Source organism: Cupriavidus sp. MPR-AND1C (genome assembly GCF_058809705.1).
In genome coordinates this window covers 1-18,600 of record NZ_JBXASU010000061.1, presented here as the reverse complement: position 1 = coordinate 18,600, position 18,600 = coordinate 1, and the positions used below count along the sequence as shown (strand labels likewise).

The 18,600-nt window shown below is 64.3% G+C and carries 24 protein-coding genes and 1 tRNA gene; 13 read left to right on the top strand and 12 right to left on the bottom strand.

Going from position 1 to position 18,600, the window contains the following annotated elements:
- Positions 1–234 precede the first annotated feature (234 nt).
- The 12 genes from AC1RWI_RS26475 to AC1RWI_RS26420 all read left to right on the top strand — a co-directional run bounded on the left by AC1RWI_RS26475 (position 235) and on the right by AC1RWI_RS26420 (position 11,051).
- The gene (locus tag AC1RWI_RS26475; RefSeq protein WP_492869784.1) at positions 235–1,704 is read left to right on the top strand and encodes a 2-hydroxymuconic semialdehyde dehydrogenase; all 1,470 of its coding nucleotides are present in this window, start codon (positions 235–237) and stop codon (positions 1,702–1,704) included.
- A 3-nt stretch (positions 1,705–1,707) separates the two neighbouring features.
- Positions 1,708–2,541: a 2-keto-4-pentenoate hydratase gene (locus AC1RWI_RS26470; RefSeq protein ID WP_492869783.1), complete on the top strand. Its 834-nt coding sequence runs from the start codon at positions 1,708–1,710 to the stop codon at positions 2,539–2,541.
- 2 nt (positions 2,542–2,543) lie between these two features.
- The gene (locus AC1RWI_RS26465) at positions 2,544–3,509 is read left to right on the top strand and encodes an acetaldehyde dehydrogenase (acetylating) (RefSeq protein ID WP_492869782.1); all 966 of its coding nucleotides are present in this window, start codon (positions 2,544–2,546) and stop codon (positions 3,507–3,509) included.
- The gene (gene dmpG, locus AC1RWI_RS26460; RefSeq protein WP_052494458.1) at positions 3,506–4,615 is read left to right on the top strand and encodes a 4-hydroxy-2-oxovalerate aldolase; all 1,110 of its coding nucleotides are present in this window, start codon (positions 3,506–3,508) and stop codon (positions 4,613–4,615) included. Before AC1RWI_RS26465 ends, dmpG begins: the two co-directional genes overlap by 4 nt.
- The gene (locus AC1RWI_RS26455; RefSeq protein ID WP_492869781.1) at positions 4,612–5,382 is read left to right on the top strand and encodes a 2-keto-4-pentenoate hydratase; all 771 of its coding nucleotides are present in this window, start codon (positions 4,612–4,614) and stop codon (positions 5,380–5,382) included. Before dmpG ends, AC1RWI_RS26455 begins: the two co-directional genes overlap by 4 nt.
- Positions 5,383–5,398: 16 nt before the next feature.
- The gene (locus AC1RWI_RS26450; RefSeq protein ID WP_043344628.1) at positions 5,399–5,821 is read left to right on the top strand and encodes a RidA family protein; all 423 of its coding nucleotides are present in this window, start codon (positions 5,399–5,401) and stop codon (positions 5,819–5,821) included.
- Between the two features lie 57 nt (positions 5,822–5,878).
- On the top strand, positions 5,879–6,445 hold the full coding sequence (locus tag AC1RWI_RS26445) for a 3-hydroxyanthranilate 3,4-dioxygenase (RefSeq protein ID WP_492869780.1): 567 nt from the start codon (positions 5,879–5,881) through the stop codon (positions 6,443–6,445).
- Positions 6,442–7,455 carry an amidohydrolase family protein gene (locus AC1RWI_RS26440; RefSeq protein ID WP_492869779.1) on the top strand — a complete coding sequence of 338 codons (1,014 nt, stop codon included), beginning with the start codon at positions 6,442–6,444 and terminating at the stop codon, positions 7,453–7,455. The genes AC1RWI_RS26445 and AC1RWI_RS26440 overlap by 4 nt, the downstream gene beginning before the upstream one ends.
- A 104-nt stretch (positions 7,456–7,559) precedes the next feature.
- On the top strand, positions 7,560–9,008 hold the full coding sequence (locus AC1RWI_RS26435; protein ID WP_052494457.1) for an amino acid permease: 1,449 nt from the start codon (positions 7,560–7,562) through the stop codon (positions 9,006–9,008).
- A gap of 102 nt (positions 9,009–9,110) precedes the next feature.
- Positions 9,111–9,186 (top strand) — tRNA-Thr (locus AC1RWI_RS26430).
- 172 nt (positions 9,187–9,358) lie between these two features.
- Positions 9,359–10,477, top strand: coding sequence for a tyrosine-type recombinase/integrase (locus AC1RWI_RS26425; RefSeq protein WP_492869778.1), 1,119 nt, complete (start codon positions 9,359–9,361; stop codon positions 10,475–10,477).
- Positions 10,431–11,051, top strand: coding sequence for a phosphoadenosine phosphosulfate reductase domain-containing protein (locus AC1RWI_RS26420; RefSeq protein ID WP_492869777.1), 621 nt, complete (start codon positions 10,431–10,433; stop codon positions 11,049–11,051). Before AC1RWI_RS26425 ends, AC1RWI_RS26420 begins: the two co-directional genes overlap by 47 nt.
- Before the next feature lie 9 nt (positions 11,052–11,060).
- Here the strand turns inward: AC1RWI_RS26420 and AC1RWI_RS26415 are convergent, their stop codons facing one another.
- From AC1RWI_RS26415 to AC1RWI_RS26365, 11 genes are all read right to left on the bottom strand, one after another.
- Complete coding sequence (locus AC1RWI_RS26415) at positions 11,061–11,204, bottom strand: hypothetical protein (protein WP_492869776.1); 144 nt, start codon at positions 11,202–11,204, stop codon at positions 11,061–11,063.
- 17 nt (positions 11,205–11,221) lie between these two features.
- A complete protein-coding gene (locus AC1RWI_RS26410; RefSeq protein WP_492869775.1) occupies positions 11,222–11,458 on the bottom strand; it encodes a hypothetical protein in 237 nt (78 codons plus the stop codon).
- The gene (locus tag AC1RWI_RS26405) at positions 11,430–11,663 is read right to left on the bottom strand and encodes a hypothetical protein (RefSeq protein WP_492869774.1); all 234 of its coding nucleotides are present in this window, start codon (positions 11,661–11,663) and stop codon (positions 11,430–11,432) included. Before AC1RWI_RS26405 ends, AC1RWI_RS26410 begins: the two co-directional genes overlap by 29 nt.
- Positions 11,664–11,692: 29 nt before the next feature.
- Positions 11,693–11,839, bottom strand: a complete 147-nt coding sequence (locus AC1RWI_RS26400) for a DUF5681 domain-containing protein (protein ID WP_492869773.1) — start codon at positions 11,837–11,839, stop codon at positions 11,693–11,695.
- Positions 11,840–11,868: 29 nt separating this feature from the next.
- Entirely contained in the window at positions 11,869–12,159 is a 291-nt protein-coding gene (locus AC1RWI_RS26395) for a hypothetical protein (protein ID WP_492869772.1), read from the bottom strand.
- Entirely contained in the window at positions 12,156–13,958 is a 1,803-nt protein-coding gene (locus AC1RWI_RS26390) for an AAA family ATPase (RefSeq protein ID WP_492869771.1), read from the bottom strand. The genes AC1RWI_RS26395 and AC1RWI_RS26390 overlap by 4 nt, the downstream gene beginning before the upstream one ends.
- Before the next feature lie 9 nt (positions 13,959–13,967).
- Positions 13,968–14,888 carry a conserved phage C-terminal domain-containing protein gene (locus tag AC1RWI_RS26385; protein ID WP_492869770.1) on the bottom strand — a complete coding sequence of 307 codons (921 nt, stop codon included), beginning with the start codon at positions 14,886–14,888 and terminating at the stop codon, positions 13,968–13,970.
- Positions 14,888–15,088, bottom strand: a complete 201-nt coding sequence (locus tag AC1RWI_RS26380; RefSeq protein ID WP_492869769.1) for a hypothetical protein — start codon at positions 15,086–15,088, stop codon at positions 14,888–14,890. Before AC1RWI_RS26380 ends, AC1RWI_RS26385 begins: the two co-directional genes overlap by 1 nt.
- The gene (locus tag AC1RWI_RS26375) at positions 15,085–15,408 is read right to left on the bottom strand and encodes a helix-turn-helix domain-containing protein (RefSeq protein ID WP_492869768.1); all 324 of its coding nucleotides are present in this window, start codon (positions 15,406–15,408) and stop codon (positions 15,085–15,087) included. The genes AC1RWI_RS26380 and AC1RWI_RS26375 overlap by 4 nt, the downstream gene beginning before the upstream one ends.
- Positions 15,409–15,418: 10 nt before the next feature.
- Positions 15,419–15,646: a helix-turn-helix transcriptional regulator gene (locus AC1RWI_RS26370; protein ID WP_492869767.1), complete on the bottom strand. Its 228-nt coding sequence runs from the start codon at positions 15,644–15,646 to the stop codon at positions 15,419–15,421.
- A 673-nt stretch (positions 15,647–16,319) separates the two neighbouring features.
- Positions 16,320–16,523 (bottom strand): hypothetical protein, encoded by a 204-nt coding sequence (locus AC1RWI_RS26365; protein ID WP_492869766.1) that lies wholly within the window; start codon positions 16,521–16,523, stop codon positions 16,320–16,322.
- Here AC1RWI_RS26365 and AC1RWI_RS26360 point away from each other — a divergent pair.
- A complete protein-coding gene (locus tag AC1RWI_RS26360) occupies positions 16,517–17,314 on the top strand; it encodes a hypothetical protein (RefSeq protein WP_492869765.1) in 798 nt (265 codons plus the stop codon). The genes AC1RWI_RS26365 and AC1RWI_RS26360 overlap by 7 nt on opposite strands.
- A gap of 202 nt (positions 17,315–17,516) precedes the next feature.
- Here AC1RWI_RS26360 and AC1RWI_RS26355 read toward each other — a convergent pair whose 3' ends face one another.
- Complete coding sequence (locus AC1RWI_RS26355) at positions 17,517–18,101, bottom strand: S1 family serine peptidase (RefSeq protein ID WP_492869764.1); 585 nt, start codon at positions 18,099–18,101, stop codon at positions 17,517–17,519.
- Positions 18,102–18,600: the final 499 nt, after the last annotated feature.

Below are 18,600 nucleotides of genomic sequence, written 5' to 3'. Positions count from 1 at the left end.
GCGCCCCGCGCGCCGGCTCCCGCCGCCGCGCATTTCATCGCCTGCCTGCGCGAAGCCGCCGCACTGTCGCAAGCGCGTTGAGCGCCGCGAAACAGGCCACCCTGGCCCCTTCCAGACATGCCATTTTGGAATACCGGGGGCTTTCTTCTTCATTATGCAAGGCCGGGGGGCGCTCCATATACTGGTCCTCGCTGCGCACCCTTCCCCCAACCCGCGCAGCACGGAGACCAACCCGTGCCCAAGCAGAATATTCCACTCATCCGGCACTACATCGACGGCGAGTTCCTCGCCAGCGCCGGCACTTTTCCCGACACCTGCCCGGTCGACGGCCACCTTGTCGCCAACGTGTGCGAAGCCGATGCGGCGCTCGTGGACCGCGCGGTGCAAGCCGCGCGGCGCGCGCTGCAAGGCCCCTGGGGACAACTCGACGTACAACAGCGCGCGGCGCTGCTGCACCGCATCGCCGACGGCATCGAAGCCCGCTTCGATGCGTTCGTGGCCGCCGAGGTGGAAGACACCGGCCGCCCCGAGCACCAGGCCCGCACGCTGGACGTGGCGCGCGCCGTCACCAACTTGCGCACCTTCGCCGACCTCGCCAAGACTGCCGGCAACGAACTGTACGAGACGCCCACGGCGGATGGCGCGGGCGCACTCAACTACACGGTGCGCAAGCCCGTGGGCGTGGTCGGCATCATCTCGCCGTGGAACCTGCCGCTGCTGCTGCTGACCTGGAAGGTGGCGCCCGCGCTCGCGTGCGGCAACACCGTGGTGGCCAAGCCATCGGAAGAAACCCCGGCCTCCGCCGCGCTGCTGGCCGAGGTCATCCACCAGGCCGGCGTGCCGCACGGCGTGTTCAACCTGCTGCATGGCTTCGGCGGCGGCTCCACCGGCGAGTTCCTCACCCGCCACGATGGCATCGACGCCATCACGTTCACGGGCGAGTCCAGGACCGGCAGCACCATCATGCGTGCGGTGGCCGACGGCGTGAAGGAAATCTCCTTCGAGCTCGGCGGCAAGAACGCCGCGGTTGTCTTCGCCGACGCCGATTTCGACGCCGCGGTGGCGGGCGTGCTGCGCTCGTCCTTTACCAACGCCGGCCAGGTTTGCCTGTGCTCCGAGCGCGTGTTTGTCGCGCGGCCGATCTTCGATGCCTTCGTGGCGGCGCTCAAGGCGCGCACGCAGGCGCTCAAGCTCGGCCACCCCGGCGACGATGGCGTGGATATGGGCCCGTTGATCTCGCGCGGCCACCGCGACAAGGTGGAGTCATATTTCCGCCTCGCTGTGGAAGAAGGCGCCACCGTGGTCTGCGGCGGCAAGGTGCCGGTGTTCGGCGATGCGCGCGACGACGGCGCGTACGTGATGCCCACCATCTGGACCGGCCTGCCGGACAGCGCGCGCTGCGTCACCGAGGAAATCTTCGGCCCGGTCTGCCATATCGCGCCGTTCGACAGCGAAGAGGAAGTCATCGCCCGCGTCAACGACAGCGCCTACGGCCTGGCCTGCGCGCTGTGGACCACCAACCTGACACGCGCCCACCGCGTGGCGCGCCAGGTCCGCGTGGGCCTGACGTGGGTCAACACCTGGTACCTGCGCGACCTGCGCACGCCCTTCGGCGGCGTCGGTCTCTCGGGCCTGGGCCGCGAAGGCGGCCGCCACTCGCTCGACTTCTACTCGGAAGTGGCGAACATCTGCATCAAGCTCTGAGCCATGACGAACGAGATCCAACAACCATCCAACGCCGACGCCGCCATCCGCGCCGCCGCCGACCTGCTGTGGCAGGCGCATGCCGGGCATGCGCCGTGCGCGCCGGTGCGCACACTGATCGGCGAAACCGGTCCGCGGGCCGCCTATCAGGTGCAGGAAATCAACACGCAGCGCTGGCTCGCCGCAGGCCGCCGCCTGGTGGGCCGCAAAATCGGCCTGACCTCGCGCGCCGTGCAACAGCAGCTGGGCGTGGGCGAGCCGGATTTCGGCATGCTGTTCGCCGACATGGCCGTGGCCGAGGGCGAGGAGATCGACCTGCGCCGCGTGCTGCAGCCCAGGATCGAAGCCGAGATCGCGCTGGTGCTGGCGCATCCGCTTGCGCATGAGCGTCACACCATCGCCGACCTGATCCGCGCCACCGCCTACGCCTTGCCCGCTGCGGAGATCGTCGGCAGCCGCGTGGCCAACTGGGATATCCGCCTGGCCGACACGATTGCCGACAACGCATCCAGCGGCCTGTTCGCGCTCGGCTCGCGCCCCGTCAAGCTGGCGGACCTGGACCTCATCGGCTGCGGCATGGTGATGGCGCGCCGCGGCGAACAGGTCTCGCTCGGCGCCGGCGCCGCCTGCCTGGGCAATCCGTTGCACGCCGCATTGTGGCTGGCCGACACCATGGTGCGCGTGGGCCGTCCGCTGCAAGCCGGCGACATCGTCATGACCGGCGCGCTGGGCCCGATGGTGCCGGTTGCCGCCGGCGACGTCTTCGACCTGGAGATCGAAGGGCTGGGACGCCTGTCCACGCGCTTCGCCCCGGCCAACAAGGAGCTATCCGCATGAGCATGAGCAAGCCATCCCGGACGCGCCTGCGCGCGGCCATCATCGGCTCCGGCAATATCGGCACCGACCTGATGATCAAGATCCTGCGCCACGGCCAGCACCTGGAAGTCGGCGCCATGGTAGGCATCGACGCCGCCTCCGACGGCCTCGCCCGCGCGCAGCGCCTCGGCGTGCCCACCACGCATGAAGGCATCGAGGGGCTGCTTGGCATGCCCGGCTTCGCGGACATCCGCGTGGCCTTCGATGCCACCTCGGCCGGCGCCCACATGCATCACAACGCGGTGCTGCAAAAGCACGGCATCCAGGTGATCGACCTCACCCCGGCGGCGATCGGCCCCTATGTGGTGCCGGTGGTCAACCTGGACGCCCACCTCGATGCGCCCAACCTTAATATGGTCACCTGCGGCGGGCAGGCGACGATTCCCATCGTGCGTGCCGTGTCGCAAGTCGCGCCGGTGAGCTACGCCGAAATCGTCGCGTCCATCGCCAGCCGCTCGGCCGGCCCGGGCACGCGCGCCAATATCGACGAGTTCACCGAGACCACCTCCAACGCAATCGTGCAAGTGGGCGGCGCCGCGCACGGCAAGGCCATCATCGTGCTGAACCCGGCGGAGCCGCCGCTGCTGATGCGCGACACCGTGTTCTGCCTGACCGCGGCCGATGCCGGCCAGGACGCCATCCGCGCCTCGGTCGAGCGCATGGTGGCGCAGGTGGCCGCCTATGTGCCCGGCTACCGGCTCAAGCAGCAAGTCCAGTTTGAGCGCATCGACCCGGCGTGCCCGCTCACACTGCCGGGCATCGGCCGCCTGGCCGGCCTCAAGGTCTCGGTGTTCCTGGAGGTGGAAGGCGCCGCGCACTACCTGCCGGCCTACGCCGGCAATCTCGACATCATGACGTCCGCCGCGCTGGCCGCCGCCGAGCGCGTGGCCAGGCACAAGCTGGCGCGTGCGCAAGGAGCAACGCAATGACCGCAGCACAACATCCCGCAGGCAAGACCATGAAGAAAGTCCATGTGTCGGACGTGACGCTGCGCGACGGCATGCACGCCATTCGCCATCAATACAGCCTGCCGCAAGCCGTGGCCATCGCCCGGGCGCTGGACGCGGCACGCGTGGACAGCATCGAGGTGGCCCACGGCGACGGCCTCAATGGCTCGAGCTTCAACTACGGCTTTGGCGCGCACACCGATCTCGAATGGATCGCCGCGGTGGCAGCGCAGCTCAAGCACGCACGCGTGGCCACGCTGCTGCTGCCCGGCATCGGCACCATCCACGACCTGCGCGCCGCCTACGACGCCGGCGCGCGCACCGTGCGCGTCGCCACCCACTGCACCGAAGCCGACATCTCGCGCCAGCATATCGAGTACGCGCGCAAGCTCGGCATGGATACCGTGGGCTTCCTGATGATGTCGCACATGACCACGCCGGCGGCGCTGGCGCAGCAGGCCAGGCTGATGGAATCCTACGGCGCGCAGTGCGTGTACGTGGTGGACTCCGGCGGCGCGCTGTCGATGCGCGACGTGGCCGAGCGCTTCGATGCGTTCAAGCAAGTGCTGGATCCTGCCACCGAAACCGGCATGCATGCCCACCACAACCTGTCGCTTGGCGTGGCCAATTCCATGGTGGCGCTGGAGCACGGCTGCGACCGCGTGGATGCCTCGCTCGCCGGCATGGGCGCGGGCGCGGGCAACGCGCCGCTGGAGGTCTTTATCGCGGCGATCGACCGCGCGGGCATTGCGCACGGCACCGACCTCCACGCGCTGATGGACGCCGCCGACGATCTGGTTCGGCCGCTGCAGGACCGCCCCGTGCGCGTCGACCGCGAAACGCTGGCGCTTGGCTACGCCGGTGTGTACTCCAGCTTCCTGCGCCACGCCGAGGCTGCCAGCGCGCGCTACGGCATCGCCACCGTCGACATCCTGGTCGAGCTCGGACGCCGCCGCATGGTCGGCGGACAGGAGGACATGATCGTGGACGTGGCGCTGGACCTGTTGCGCCAGCGCGATCCCACCGCCAATCCGGCCACCAATCCCACCGGCAAGCCCACCAACAACCCGATCGCGAGTGCCGCATGATTGCCGAGCAGATTATCCAATACGCCACCCGCCTCGACGACGCCGCGCGCCAGCGTGAAGCCATCGACCCGCTGGGCGGCGCCACGCCCTTTTCCATCGAAGACGCCTACGCCATTCAGGCCGGCGCCATCGCGCTGCGCCACGCGCGCGGCGAGCAACCGATCGGTATCAAGCTCGGCTTCACCAGCCGCGCCAAGATGGTCCAGATGGGCGTGGACAGCCTGATCTGGGGCCAGCTCACCAATGCCATGCTGTGCGAGGAAGGCGCCGCGCTCGCGCTCGATGCCTTTATCCATCCGCGCATCGAGCCCGAGGTATGCTTCCTGACAGCGCGCGACATCGCTGGCCCGCTCACCTTGCTCGATGCCGGCGGCTTCATCGAGGCGGTGGCCCCGGCCATGGAGATCATCGACTCGCGCTATCGCAACTTCAAGTTCTCGCTGGCCGACGTGGTCGCCGACAACTGCTCGTCCGCCGCGCTGGTGGTGGGGCCGTGGTCGCGCCCGGACAGCGCGCTGGCCAACCGCGGCGTGCAACTCGAGATCGACGGCCGAGCGGCGCAACTCGGCACCACCGCGGCCATCCTCGGCAACCCGCTGCGCGCGCTGGTGCAGGCCTCGCAACTGCTGGCGCAGGCCGGCATGGTGCTGCCGGCCGGCTCGCTGATCATGGCCGGCGCGGCCACCGCGGCCGAGCCGCTGCGTCCCGGCTGCCACGTGCGCACCCGCGTGAGCGGGCTGGGGCAAGTCGAACTGAGCATACGCTGACAACCGGAGACCACGCATGACTACGCTTTCCAAAGTCCTGACCGGCAAAGCCACCCCGCGCGGCCGCTTCCCGCACGTGAAGCGGGCCGGCGACTTCCTGTTCGTCTCGGGCACCAGCTCGCGCCGTGCGGACAACAGCTTTGCCGGCGCCAGCGCCGACGCCATGGGCGTGACCGCGCTCGACATCCACGAGCAGACCCGCGCCGTGATCGGCAATATCCGCGAGATCCTGCAAAGCGTCGGCTGCGATCTGTCCGACCTGGTGGAGATCACCACCTTTCTCGTCAACATGAACGATTTCGGCGGCTACAACGAGGTCTACGGCGAGTATTTCGACTACGACGGCCCGACCCGCACCACCGTGGCCGTGCACCAGTTGCCACACCCGCATCTGCTCATCGAGATCAAGGCCGTGGCCTACCAGCCGCTGCCGCGCTGAAGCGCCGACACGCCCGACATCGCAACCGCAACCTCACCCCCACAAGAGACTCGCGCCATGTTCATCTACGGCATGCCCCTGAACTTCCCGCGCTGGCTGGACGAGCACGCGCACCTGCTCAAGCCGCCTGTAGGCAACCAGCAGGTCTGGCAGGACGCCGACACCATCGTCACGGTGGTGGGCGGCCCCAACCAGCGCACGGATTTCCATGACGATCCGCTCGAAGAGTTCTTCTACCAGTTCAAGGGCAATGCCTGGCTGGACATCATGGACCGTGGCAAGCGCGAGCGAGTGGACCTCAAGGAGGGCGACATTTTCCTGTTGCCCGCGCACGTGCGGCATTCCCCGCAACGCCCCGAGGCTGACAGCCGCTGCCTGGTCATCGAGCGCCAGCGCCCCGAAGGCGTGGTGGACGGCTTCGAGTGGTATTGCCCCGCGTGCAGCGCGCTGGTGTACCGCGTGGAGGTGCAGCTCAAGAGCATCGTCACCGACCTGCCGCCGCTGTTTGCCGGCTTTTACGACAACGCAGCACTGCGCCGCTGCGGGCAATGCGGCACGGTGCATCCGGGCCGGGCCTCGGCACCGGCACCGGCACCGGCACCGGCCAGCAAGGACCCTGAATGAGCGCCAACAGCGTGGTGGATATCCACAGCCACTTCTTCCCGCCCATCAGCCGCCAGGAGGCTGCGGCGCTTGACCCCGTCGCCGCGCCCTGGCTGCAGGCCAATGGCACTGACACGGCCATGATCATGACCGGCGACCAGCCGTTCCGCCCGGTCTACTCCGCGCTGTGGGACCCCGCGCGCCGCATCGAGGAAATGGACCGCTGCGGCGTCGACATCCAGCTGATGTGCGCCACGCCCGTGATGTTCGGCTACCGCTATCCTGCGCACGTCGCGGTGCCCTGGTCGCAGCGCATGAACGACTACGCGCTGGAACTCTGCGCGCACCGTCCCGCGCGCCTCAAGGCGCTGGCCCAGGTGCCGCTGCAGGATATCGACGCGGCCTGCCGCGAAGCCTCGCGCGCCAAGGCCGGTGGCCATGTCGGCGTGCAGATCGGCAACCACCTCGGCGAGCGCGACCTCGACGACGAAGGCCTGATCACCTTCCTCATCCACTGCGCCAACGAAGGCATTGCCGTACTGGTGCACCCGTGGGACATGATGGGCGCCCCGCGCATGAAAAAGTGGATGCTGCCGTGGCTGGTCTCCATGCCGGCGGAAACGCAGCTCGGCATCCTGTCGCTGATCCTGTCCGGCGCGTTCGAGCGCATCCCGGCCTCGCTCAAGCTGTGCTTCGCGCATGGCGGCGGCAGCTTCGCCTTCCTGCTCGGCCGCATCGACAACGCCTGGCGCCATCGCGACATCGTGCGCGAGGACTGCCCGCACCCGCCCTCGTCGTATGTCAACCGCTTCTTCGTGGACTCCGCCGTGTTCGACCCGCGCGCGCTCAAGCTGCTGGTCGACGTAATGGGCGAGGACCGCGTGATGCTGGGTTCGGACTACCCTTATCCCCTCGGCGAGCAACAGGTCGGCGCGCTGATCCGCGCAACCGATCTTGCCGACGCGGCGCGCCGCAAGCTGCTGGGCGCCAATGCAGCGGCATTCTTCGGGCTTGGGGATAACAAGTCATAAACGACAAGCAACAATCAACAAACGACAAGCAACAAACGACCAGCCACAAATGACGCCGCTCATGCCCGACACGGCACGGGCGGCGGGCAAACCAAGGAGGAGACATGGAACAAGGAAACGGGCAACGCCACGCAAGCGCAGGCTTCCAGCAAATCGTCCAGCGCGAGCAAGGCCTGCACCGCAGCCTCAAACCCGCTCAGCTCGCCATGATCGCCATTGGCGGCGCCATCGGCACCGGCCTGTTCATGGGCAGCGGCTTTGCCATCGGCTTCGCCGGCCCCGGCGTGCTGCTCAGCTATGCCATCGGCGCGCTGGTCACGCTGCTGCTGATGGGTTGCCTGGCCGAGATGACGGTAGCCCACCCCACCTCCGGCTCCTTCGGCGCCTATGCCGAGCACTATGTCAGCCCGCTCGCCGGCTTCCTGGTGCGCTACGCCTACTGGGCCTCCATCGTGCTCGCGGTCGGCACCGAAGTCACCGCCGTGGCGCTCTACATGGGGTACTGGTTCCCGCAGGTGCCCGCCTGGTTCTGGATCGTCTCGTTCTCCGCCGCGCTGATCCTGATCAACCTGGTCGGCGTAGGCATCTTCGGCGCCGTCGAGTACCTGTTCTCGATGGTCAAGATCGTCGCCATCGTCGCCTTTATCCTGGTGGCCGCCTACATCGTCTTCGGCGCGCCCGGCAGCACTGGCAGCGGCGCGGCCGGCGCCGGCTTCCACCATTACACGGCGCACGGCGGCTTCCTGCCAAACGGTTTGTGGGGCATGTGGGTAGCCGTGATCGTCTCGATCTTCAGCTACCTCAGCATCGAGATGATCGCGGTCGCCGCCGGCGAAGCCCAGGACCCCGAGCGCGCCGTGCTGCAAGCCTTCCGCTCCACCATGATCCGGCTCGGCCTGTTCTATCTGCTCACGCTCGCGCTGATGCTCGCCATCGTCCCCTGGAACCAGGCCGGCGCGCAGAAAAGCCCCTTCGTCCAGGTGATGGAAGCCATCCATGTGCCGGGCGCCGCCGCCATCATCAACTTCGTCGTGCTGATCGCCGCGCTGTCCGCCATGAACAGCCAGCTCTACATCACCACCCGCACCATGTTCAGCCTGGCGCGCGCCGGGCAGGCGCCGCGCAGCTTCGGCGAAGTCAGCAAGCGCGGCATCCCCGTGCGCGCGCTGCTGCTCTCCAGCATCGGCATTGCGCTGGCCACCGGCCTCAACGTCTTCTACCCGGGCAACGCCTTCCTGCTGATGATGGCCATCTCCATGTTCGGCGCCCTCTTCACCTGGTTCATGATCTTCGTCACCCACTACCGTTTCCGCCGCCAATGGGCCGCCGCCGGCAACCGCCCGCTGGCCTTCCGCATGCGCGGCTTCCCCCTGCTCACGCTGCTAGGCGCCGGCATGATGCTGGCCATCATGCTGACCACCCTGCTCACCGACGCCTTCCGCATGACGCTGATCACCGGCATCCCCTTCCTGGCGGCGCTCAGCGTGGCCTACCTGCTCCGGTTCCGCCATCGCGCGGCACCCGCGCCACTGCCCGCCAACGACGCCGCCTGAATAACCACGGGGACTCCCGGCAGAATTCTTTCGCCGGGGCTTCACAGCAAAAAAAAACGCTGCTATGATTGCGGGCTTCATCCAGTTGTTGACGGATGGTGGGCCGAAGTAGCTCAGTCGGTAGAGCAGCTCATTCGTAATGAGAAGGTCGGGGGTTCGATTCCTCTCTTCGGCACCATAAGATTTGCAAAGGTTCACCAGCATTGCCCAAAAACCCAGACAGCGTAAGGCTCTCTGGGTTTTTTGTTGCCCAGCGTTTGCAAACCTTGCCCAGCATTCACCACTTTTTTTTGGGGTAAGGTATGGGGTATGGGGTATAGTTTTTGGGGTATGAGCTCACGGAGCCCCGGATGCCCAAGCGAATTCTTCCCCTGACCGATGCGCAGTGCCGCCAGGCCAAGTACGGCGGCGACGGTGGAAATCGGCTCCGGGACGGCGCAGGCCTCCTCCTGGAACTGCTGCCCAGCGGCGCAAAAAAATGGCGGCTGCGGTATCAACGACCCGGAACCAAGTCAGAGAATCTGCTCACTTTTGGGGACTACCCTGCCGTCGGCCTCTCTGAAGCCAGGGAAAAACGGGCTGCGGCCAAGCGCCTTCTGGCAAGCGGTACCGATCCAGCCTTGCAGCGCGAGATCGACAAGCAAACCACTGCGGCGGCGGCCCTGAACACTTTCCAGGCGGTCGCCGAGGAATGGCTGGCCATCAAGCGCAAGGGGTGGAGTTCCAGTCACAACAAGCGCATGACCGCGATCCTCACCAAGGACGTTTTCCCGCAAATCGGCAAGCGACCCGTCGCCGAAATCACGGGCCCTATGGTCCTAGCCATGCTGCGCAAGATCGAGCACCGGGGCGCTCATGACATCGCACTCAAAGCTCTCGAGGGCTGTGGCGGTATCTGCCGGCATGCCAGCGCCATCGGTGCAGCCGACCGGGACCCGACAGCCGGCCTGCGTGAGCACCTGGCGCCCAAGCCCCCAGTGAAAAACTACCCGCGCGTGACCGAGGCAGAGCTACCACGCCTGCTCGAGATGGTCGACGGCTACCGGGGCGCACCCGAAACGCGCCTGGCCATCAAACTCATGATCCTGACCTTCCTGCGCACCAACGAGTTCCGGTGGGGGCGGTGGGATGAGATTGACTGGGACGCGCGAGTCTGGCGCGTGCCATCTGCACGTATGAAAGGCACCCTTACGCAGAAGGCTACCGGCCAACCGCACGTCGTCCCCCTTTGCAGCCAGGCCATCGCGCTCTTGAAGGAACTGCAGGAGTTTTCCGGCCGGTATGCCCTGCTCTTCCCCGGCACAAAGGACCCTGGCAAGCAACCCATCTCCGGCGAGACGATCAACAAGGCATTGAAAAGCCTGGGGTTTGAGGGCAAACAGACTGGCCATGGCTTCCGCGGGCTCGCCTCCACGCTCTTGAATGAGCGCAGCGGCTTCAATCCCGAAGCCATCGAACTGCAAGGATAGTCTGGCTTGTCTGCATTTGCTGCGCCCGTATTGGGACCGTCTGACAGTGTTGTGGGCCAATCCCGGAGACCCCTATCCCGAAACGATTGAACAGATGCAGCGCATTCGCGAACTCGTTCCCCACTTCGTGGAGGTGCTTGGGCCTGGGTACCTTCGCGCGCATGCCGTCGAGCAGACGTTTCCATCGGATGTCGTGCCTTGGGCTGCGACTGCTGTGGGGCGAGCCTGTCAACCCGCAGCGCCGCGCTTCAAGCTGCATTCATTTCTCGATTGCTGCTGGCACAACGTATGGCTTCCGATGCAAAACAAGGTCAAGGAACTGGGCGCCGACCTCGTAATACGGGGTGAGCGCGAGAGCGAAGCGCATCGGCCGCCAATCACTAACGGGTTGGTGGACCCGAACAATGGCGGTACGCAGTTGATGCCGATTTGGAACTGGTCGAAGGACGACGTATTTGCGTATCTCCGGGCCGAGGGCGCCGATATTCCGCGGCACTACACCTACGGCATGGGGTCTCTTGACTGTATGCACTGCACCGCGGCGCTCGCGGAAAAGGGAAACAAGCTCCGATAACCTTGTTGCCTATGGTGTGGGCGAGTTGCCGCCAGAGAACTTGAGCATCGGGCGGCGATGGGTTGCCATCGCCCGGGCAATCTCGTCTTGGCTGGCGCGCAACAGCGCAGCACTGATCTCGTGGTTTGGTTTGACGGCTGTATGAAATTGCATTGTGCTCTCCATGATGTTCAGACCTGGCGGACGACGAAGATCCCGGGGCGCCTCTGGCGCTCGATGCCCTGGATAAGTTGCTCCTCGAGTTCGGCTGCGGTCTGCCCGGGTTCGCAGTGCCTGACCTGCCCGCTGACAGACACCCCGGTGTAGCGGCGCTCGTCATCGAATCGATTTATCTGGACGATCAACGGCTCGCCGCCGCCCTGCTGCTGTTCCAGGCGCTCAAGGCGCGTCTTGATGTTGGTTGCCATCGTTTCTTCCCTCCAGCGCAGCAATGCGCTTTTCCAGTTCGTCGACTTCAATGATTCGCGCCTGGGCCGAGATCACGCCCATCACGGCATTGGCCTCATCCGGCGTTAGCTCGCCCGCGGCCAAGGCATCCAGGACCGTGCGCCCCTGATCCGCCAGGGAGCCAGACAGGCCGCTCAGGCTAATCGGCGCGTCCTTCGCCTTCACTGCTGGGATGATGCGATCGACGCAAATCCTCAGCGCTGTGGTGTCGCCAGCTCCACCGCTTTCCGCACCAGATCGGCGGCGTGCGGCTGCAGGAGTTCGCGAAGCGCCGTGCGCTTGTCTTTCACGCCCTTCGGCTTGCCTGCCGGGTTTCCGGATTGTCCGGGTTTGAAGCGCATTTTTCTGTTTTCCCTCTGAAAATTGCACGCTACTGGCGCAGCATCGATTCGACTTGGTGGAGCACCTGCCCGCCGTCAAACCCGGTCGGGTGCGCGCCTCTTATGGGGCGAAGATGGCGGTCAGCAATGGTGGCGTCGCAGGCGTAGCCGACCTCGCCGGACGGGAAATGCACGAGCATCGGCACGCTGCACTCCACGCCCCAGCAAGCTTCCCCGCCTCCCGGGATGGCTTCGATGACCTTGACGATCTTCCCGATGTCGGGGTCATCGGAGAGGTGGCTGCCGACGATGATGGCCAGGTCACCGGGTTTGCAGTTCATGTGCCGCTCCTTTCAGTTGGGTATTCGGCCGCCGCGTGGCCCTGAAACTCGAAATAGGGCTTCGGCCGCCAGTCCGAGCGCTGCCGGAAATGCAGGCTATTCGGGTCGAACCAGAGGCGCAGGGCGCCCTCATACCCAGTGGCGCGCTGTTTGTGGCAGTAGATCCGCGCATCCTCTTCGGCCTGGTCCGGGGAGTCCTGCAGCTCCTTGCGCTTGTTCCGCCAGACGGTAAAGACGTTGTCTGCCAGGTCAGAAATCACCCCAGTACCCTTCACGTCGAGCTTGCCGGGCGCCTTGTCCTCGTTTTCGGCCTTCCTCGGGTGCGCGACCAGGTGCACGTGCACGTCGAACTCGTTCTTGAAGTTGCATAGGCGGTCGACGAACGCCTTCTGGGCCTTGTAATCGTCCTCGTCGATACCGCACTTCATCAACGAGTCGACCACGAAGTGAGTAACCCGATAGCGCTTGGCGGCATAACGGAAGGCCTCCAGAAGGCTGTCCGGGTCGACGCTACCGACACGGTCATAGAGCCAAATTGCACCGCTAAGCCACACATTGGCAGCGCGGACGAATGCATCTGTTGGCGCCGACGTTCCGCAGGCCTGAATGACAAGATGGCGCAGCAACTTCGCTGGCTTGATCTCGCCGGAGAAGATGCAGGCGCGCTCACCTTGGTTCACGAGGTTGATCATCACCTGCCCCAGCAGATCGCTCTTGCCGTGGCCGTTGATGCCAGTCCAGATCGACAATTCAGCGGGGCGCAAGCGAACGCGGTCCGACCATGCCGGCCACGGCAAGGTGGCGCCCGTCTCATTCACCGGTCCGTCGCGGAATAGCGCTAGCACTTCTTCCAGATAAGCGTCAGGCGTGCGCAGGTCTGCGGGCTCGATACGCTCCGCGGCGTCCAGCGCCTGGGTGATTTCCTCGTCTGTCACGCCCTGCTGCAGCGCCTCGTTGGCGTCCTTGAGGCGGAATTTCACGATCCGGCAGCGGTCCAGACCCAGCCGGTTGGCGACCTCGCGCGCGCCTTTCTGGCCAGGCTCGTCGTTGTCGAACCACAGCCAAATTTCCTGAAACCGCTCGAGGCGATCAAAATCCGAGTCGATCCACTGGTGATTGCCGGCGCCCTGGTTGATCGACAGGGCCGGCACGCCGTACTCGTACAGGCTCATGGCGTCGAGTTCGCCCTCAGTGATCAGCACCGCCTTGGCGGCGTCCGGGATCAGGTGCCAGCCGAACAGGCACGGCTCGGCATCGGCCGCCTGCCAGGTCTTCTTCTTGCCCGCGGGGTCACGCTGCAGCGCCAGGTGCTTGACGTTGACCAGTTCGCCGTCGCGCAGGTACGGGAAGATTATCGTGTCGTCATCCTTGGACGCACCCACCTTGAAGGCCTGGATCGTCTCAAGCGACAGTTTTCGCTCGTTCATGAGGTATGCGAGCACGCGGCCGGCTGGTTTGGTCACCGGAGGGCGCGTAGGACGCGAATAGACCCGCCTAGGAGCCGCGAACTTGGGCTCGACTATACCGAGGTAGCCACGCGCCGCCTCAAACGCCTCCTTGAGGCTTAAACCGCGCGTCGCTGCCCACAGATCGATCAGGTCTCCGCCATTGCCCGCGGCGAAATCCTTCCAAACCCCGGCCTTGTTGCCGGCGATGCGGACCTTCAGCGAGTCGCCTGCCTCACCGTCGACACTGCCGGCGACCCATTCGGGACCCTGGCGCTTGCCGTTCGGCAGCAGCATGCCGGCAATCGCTTCTGCCTCCAGCGCCAGGCGGCTCGAGATTTCGTTCCAGTTCATGGCTTTTCCTCAGTTCTCGAAACGGGCGTCGTGGCCATTCACGGGCCGCTGGCCGCCGGTCGTACCCAGTTGCCCGAGGTATTGCTCGAATTTCGTGGCGCCGAAGAGCGTCTCGGGGCGCAGGTACTGCTCCATGGTGCCGCCCCTCCATTCCCGTACCTTGGCATCGATCACAGCCTTGCACTGCGCAACCGTGACGCCGCTCTCCAGGCGGGAGCGAATGAGCTTCGTGTTCGCCGGCGCCAACCGGAAGCGTCTGCCTGTACACTCGTTGAGGTGTGCGAGAACGGTCTCAACTTCTTCGGTCAACGGCTCTACCTTCGGGGTTTTTTGCTGCTTCGGAGGGAAGGCGTCGGGCTTGCCCGACAATGGGTTTATTACTTCCTGTTCCTGCTCCTGTTCCTGTTCCTGCTCCTGATTCCCGCATGTCTTCCCGATAGCCTTTGGGGAAGGCTTCCCGAAAGCCTCTCCGAAAGCCTTCCCGTAAGCCTCTCCAAGCGCGCAGATATTGGCTTCCAGGGATTCGAAGGCTTCGCGCTTGAGGTCGCACTCGGGGATCTGAGTCCACTCAGCAGGCCAGGACTTGACCACGTTCGGGGACTCCGGTTTGTTGCACTTGATGGCATTCGGAATCCATACAACCTTGGCTTTCCAGTCGGCTTTCACCATGCCTTGCTGAAAGGCTTCCCGGAAGGCTTCGTCAAAGGCTTCCTGAGGCCAATCGAGTTCCTCGGCAAGTGCTGCGCGGCCGGCTCGAAAGACCCCTGGAATGGGGCCGGTGTGCGGTCCGGTCAGCAGAAATATCCACAGAGCCTGCCCGCTGGGCGCGATCGGGCTGAGGGCACGGAATTTCTCGTCGCCCCACATACGCACTTCGATCTTGCGATACCGAGCGCGCGGGGTGGTTGGCTGTTCTGTGTAGGCTGCCATTATTTCCCCCGACCGTATGCAGGCGCGGCCCCAGGGACGAGTCCACGCGCCAGTTCCATGCTCGCGACGACATCGGGAGAGCGGCCGCGGATGAGCTCGGCCATTTGCTTGAAGATGCGGCGCCGCTCGTCCCGGTCCTGGCTGGCCTCGATTTGGGTCGCCAGCGAATGGATGCGCTGTTCGCGTTCGAGGACGTTCATACGGCCTCCCGCATAGGCTCGGACAGTAGGCAATAACGCGCCACACGGTGCTGAGCGCCCTCGGACGTGTGATCCCACTGCCAGACGGTACTGATGAGGTAGCCGAGGTTGCGGAGTTCCATCACCCGTGCCGCGGGATGTAGACAATCCAGGCGGCGGCGGGCCTCGAGCGTCGTGAGCGAGCCATGGGTCCGCAACGCGGCCAGGACGCGGCTCCGTTGAGCGGCCGCGCTGTTTCCGCTAGACTCGGTGTGTTCAGAAATTTGAGCCGCGGTTGCACCCTGAGGGGACGCTGCAGCTTTTTTGTCGGAATCTTGCATTGCCGCCCCCTCAGTCTGCCTGATAGTTCAGGGGATCTTGGAGCCAGCGGTGGACTTCACTGTTGTTCCATACGGTGCAGCGTTCGCCCAAGCGGATTCGCTTTGGCGCCTTCCCAGAGATACTCAGTTGACGCCACCTTTCCCGGCTCACCCCGAGGAATGGCTCGATCTGTTTCCAACGGCTGTGGCCTACCAAAGGCAGGTTGAAGGGGACTTGGGATGCTTCTGTGGTTGCCATGCTTTGCCTCCTTGGCTGGTTGGGCATTGCATGGCGGTTTTGCTACCGTTTCCATGCAACGCTGGCGTTTGCATGGATTCACTATATGGATTGCTTGATCGCATAAAAGCGGATCAATTATTGCGATTCCTTGGGGCATGTCTCGATAGGATCTTGCATAGGGCATCCGCCTTTACTGCAGCCTGCCCCTTCCGTCGCCCTTGCTCCTCAAGCAGCCTCGCGAACACCCTGGTTACGACGAGCTTTCGATTCGATCTCTCGCCGCGGGCACGGGCTTCCGCCACCTCTTGGTCGATCTTATCTGTCAATGCAATTATCCCGGCGCCATCGATCTTCCGAGATCCCCGGGGCCTGCCCCTTGGCTTAGGCGGAGGCGTCCAGTTTGCCAGCGCGACCGCGACCGCCATTCGCTTCGCTACCTCATCCCGCTCCCGCCTAAGAGCGTCTGCGACTAGTTGGTACATAGCGGCGCTATCAGCCAAACTCTTTGCAGCCTCGCGCCATTGGTCGATAGCCCACTGATCTCGCGGCCTTCCGAATACTGTTTCAAGTTCCTGCAGGAACGGTTCGCCGTTCATACGCACTCCCTAGGTGCATACCCTGTTGAGGAGCCGCGCCAGCCAGGTAGGGTGCCCGGTTTTCGATTGGCCGATCTAGGCGCGGCGGTAACAGATTACACCGTTGCTGAGCAGTCAGCGAAGGCGATGAATCTTGCGTACTTTGGATTCTCGACCATCCCGAGCGGGACATAGCTTCCCGCCGTCGTTGGCAACGTTCTCTTGACGATACGACCGATGCCGACAGTCGCGGCGAATTGCTCAATCTCTCGGTCGATCTGTTCGAGAGTGGCCCGCGTGAGACCCTTCTTCTTTGGCATCGGCTCGCCGGGAAACAGCTTTTCCCACGCATATCTGGCAACTGCGCGACCTCTTGTTGCACCAGTTGCTCTACCTCTTGCTGCGGGTGGCGGTGCGTTTGCGCTTGGCTCGATTCTCCCCATACGATCATCTCGATTTGGCCGCACTCATCCTTGCTGAGGTCAAAGTCCGCCTTACAGCCGTGTACCCGCAACAATCTGATCACCACTTCCTTTCTGCGCCGGCCGAGTATCTCCACGCCCCGAGCACTGCCGAGAGTCCTCGATTGCCCGGGCTGGCCAGGGAACCAAGCCGTGTCAAACAGTCCTGTCAGCGCGATCGCTTCCAGACAGCCGGTGAAGATCAGCGTGACCCGCGCGCCGCGGACACATTCGAGGATGCCGCACACTGGTCCGGCGATAGTGGCGATGGTCAGTTTCATCTCGAAGACGCAGCGGCGGGTGCCCGGTGCCCAGTCATAGCTCTGGATCGACCCGTCTTGCTGCGCGGCGCCCAGGAGGCGGGAGAGGTGGCGTGCCCATGGAAGGCGGGCGATCTGTTCGACCTGGCAGCGCTTGGCCGCGTCTGCGCGCCTGACGGACGGACTGCGAGCCGGCGTATTCACTTCCAGAATTTGAGTTTGCTCGAATCGAGCGCTGTGGGTGTTCGGCATCGCGACCTCCTGCATCCGGGGATGGAAAGCCTGCCGTTCTTCGATAAGGGAAGGGCGGCGGGCCTGACGGCGGGGTTGGCGAACCGGCGTCCAAGGAGACCGGCCAGCCCGAAGGCTGCCCCGCCCGGCCCGCCATAGAAGGCGCGCGCGAGCGCATGCGGACGAAAAAAAACCGCTAGGCGCGGTTGTCCGCCTTGGATCTTTCAGGTCGCCAAACCCGGCCCTCGTTGTTTCGAGGACAACTGCAGTATAGCGAAATGCCCACGGTTTACAAGTGTTTGCAAACGCATTCGCTTCAGACGGGCGGATTCCCCGCACGCGAATCAAGCCGCCGATTCCGTCACCAGTACCCAGCGACAACAATCTCCTCCAAAGGCACGGCGGGTCGGAGCGCGATGTCTGGCAGTGCTACAGGCACAGGTTCGATCCGAATAATCCCGACGTCAACGTCAGGGGCAGAGTGGATAGACCTAACCTCAGTTCGCTGCCCAGCCACTGTCAGAGTATCGTGAACCTTCATGTCGTCCACAACGTGGGCACACGTCAGCAATACGCCTGGCAGTACGTGCACGGCGGACCCCACCGCCTCATCGCCCTCGGCGGTAGTACCAAGCACCTGGACGAGAGCCTGCTGAATCCGATTGCCTACGTACTTCGCTCCCAGGCTCTTCCCTATCCAAAGCGTACCCTTCGCAGCCAACGAACTTAACTCAACAAAGGTGTAGTAGCAATTCGCGAAGAAGGGGGAGCCTGCCGCCATACCTGCGTCGACCAATACACCGGAGTTAACCAACTTCCGGACAGTCTCCTTCACCTTGAACATCTCGGGATGGTAGTCCTTCTGCGAGACCTTCTGGGACCACTCAAAGAAGTCAGCTATCGACAAGGGCTGAAGCGTTCCAGCCGTCACCGACTTGCCCAGCATTGCTCTCACCTGGTTTGCCGAAAGAGGCTGAAAGAAATGGCACAGGCTAATAGCCAGCTCGCCCTCGGCGGCTGGATCTAGATCTTGAAGTCTGGAATATCGCACGATGACTTTGCTATATGGTTGCTGGATAGCTCATTGTTGGGGCCTTGTTTGCCATCAGTTGACAACAAGGCACAGTCTATCCGAGCGCCGCACGAGTGTCTCCAGCCTCACTTCTATGCCCAGCCCCATAGGTATCGAAGAATTTTGGGGGTATGGCATGGGGTATGAATCGCCAAAATCAACCACAACGCCTTGTGTCTTAATGGATTGACGGCACTTTATGATTCCTCTCTTCGCACCATTAATTAGATCTAAGCCCTTGAACTTCAAGGGCTTTTTTCTTTTCTGGCGTCATCTTGGCGTCATCGCTCTCAAGTAGCGGTTGCGAATCCCGCAATCTCCGGCGACACTGTATATCCATACAGTCTACGTGCTGCATGCCCCAGCACCCACC

Coding starts and splice junctions, on each gene's coding strand:
- AC1RWI_RS26470 (WP_492869783.1), top strand. CDS start 1,708: ATGACGAACGAGATCCAACAACCATCCAACGCCGACGCCGCCATCCGC.
- AC1RWI_RS26465 (WP_492869782.1), top strand. CDS start 2,544: ATGAGCAAGCCATCCCGGACGCGCCTGCGCGCGGCCATCATCGGCTCC.
- dmpG (WP_052494458.1), top strand. CDS start 3,506: ATGACCGCAGCACAACATCCCGCAGGCAAGACCATGAAGAAAGTCCAT.
- AC1RWI_RS26455 (WP_492869781.1), top strand. CDS start 4,612: ATGATTGCCGAGCAGATTATCCAATACGCCACCCGCCTCGACGACGCC.
- AC1RWI_RS26450 (WP_043344628.1), top strand. CDS start 5,399: ATGACTACGCTTTCCAAAGTCCTGACCGGCAAAGCCACCCCGCGCGGC.
- AC1RWI_RS26445 (WP_492869780.1), top strand. CDS start 5,879: ATGTTCATCTACGGCATGCCCCTGAACTTCCCGCGCTGGCTGGACGAG.
- AC1RWI_RS26440 (WP_492869779.1), top strand. CDS start 6,442: ATGAGCGCCAACAGCGTGGTGGATATCCACAGCCACTTCTTCCCGCCC.
- AC1RWI_RS26435 (WP_052494457.1), top strand. CDS start 7,560: ATGGAACAAGGAAACGGGCAACGCCACGCAAGCGCAGGCTTCCAGCAA.
- AC1RWI_RS26425 (WP_492869778.1), top strand. CDS start 9,359: ATGCCCAAGCGAATTCTTCCCCTGACCGATGCGCAGTGCCGCCAGGCC.
- AC1RWI_RS26420 (WP_492869777.1), top strand. CDS start 10,431: ATGAGCGCAGCGGCTTCAATCCCGAAGCCATCGAACTGCAAGGATAGT.
- AC1RWI_RS26415 (WP_492869776.1), bottom strand. CDS start 11,204: ATGCAATTTCATACAGCCGTCAAACCAAACCACGAGATCAGTGCTGCG.
- AC1RWI_RS26410 (WP_492869775.1), bottom strand. CDS start 11,458: ATGGCAACCAACATCAAGACGCGCCTTGAGCGCCTGGAACAGCAGCAG.
- AC1RWI_RS26400 (WP_492869773.1), bottom strand. CDS start 11,839: ATGCGCTTCAAACCCGGACAATCCGGAAACCCGGCAGGCAAGCCGAAG.
- AC1RWI_RS26395 (WP_492869772.1), bottom strand. CDS start 12,159: ATGAACTGCAAACCCGGTGACCTGGCCATCATCGTCGGCAGCCACCTC.
- AC1RWI_RS26390 (WP_492869771.1), bottom strand. CDS start 13,958: ATGAACTGGAACGAAATCTCGAGCCGCCTGGCGCTGGAGGCAGAAGCG.
- AC1RWI_RS26385 (WP_492869770.1), bottom strand. CDS start 14,888: ATGGCAGCCTACACAGAACAGCCAACCACCCCGCGCGCTCGGTATCGC.
- AC1RWI_RS26380 (WP_492869769.1), bottom strand. CDS start 15,088: ATGAACGTCCTCGAACGCGAACAGCGCATCCATTCGCTGGCGACCCAA.
- AC1RWI_RS26375 (WP_492869768.1), bottom strand. CDS start 15,408: ATGCAAGATTCCGACAAAAAAGCTGCAGCGTCCCCTCAGGGTGCAACC.
- AC1RWI_RS26370 (WP_492869767.1), bottom strand. CDS start 15,646: ATGGCAACCACAGAAGCATCCCAAGTCCCCTTCAACCTGCCTTTGGTA.
- AC1RWI_RS26365 (WP_492869766.1), bottom strand. CDS start 16,523: ATGCCAAAGAAGAAGGGTCTCACGCGGGCCACTCTCGAACAGATCGAC.
- AC1RWI_RS26355 (WP_492869764.1), bottom strand. CDS start 18,101: ATGCTGGGCAAGTCGGTGACGGCTGGAACGCTTCAGCCCTTGTCGATA.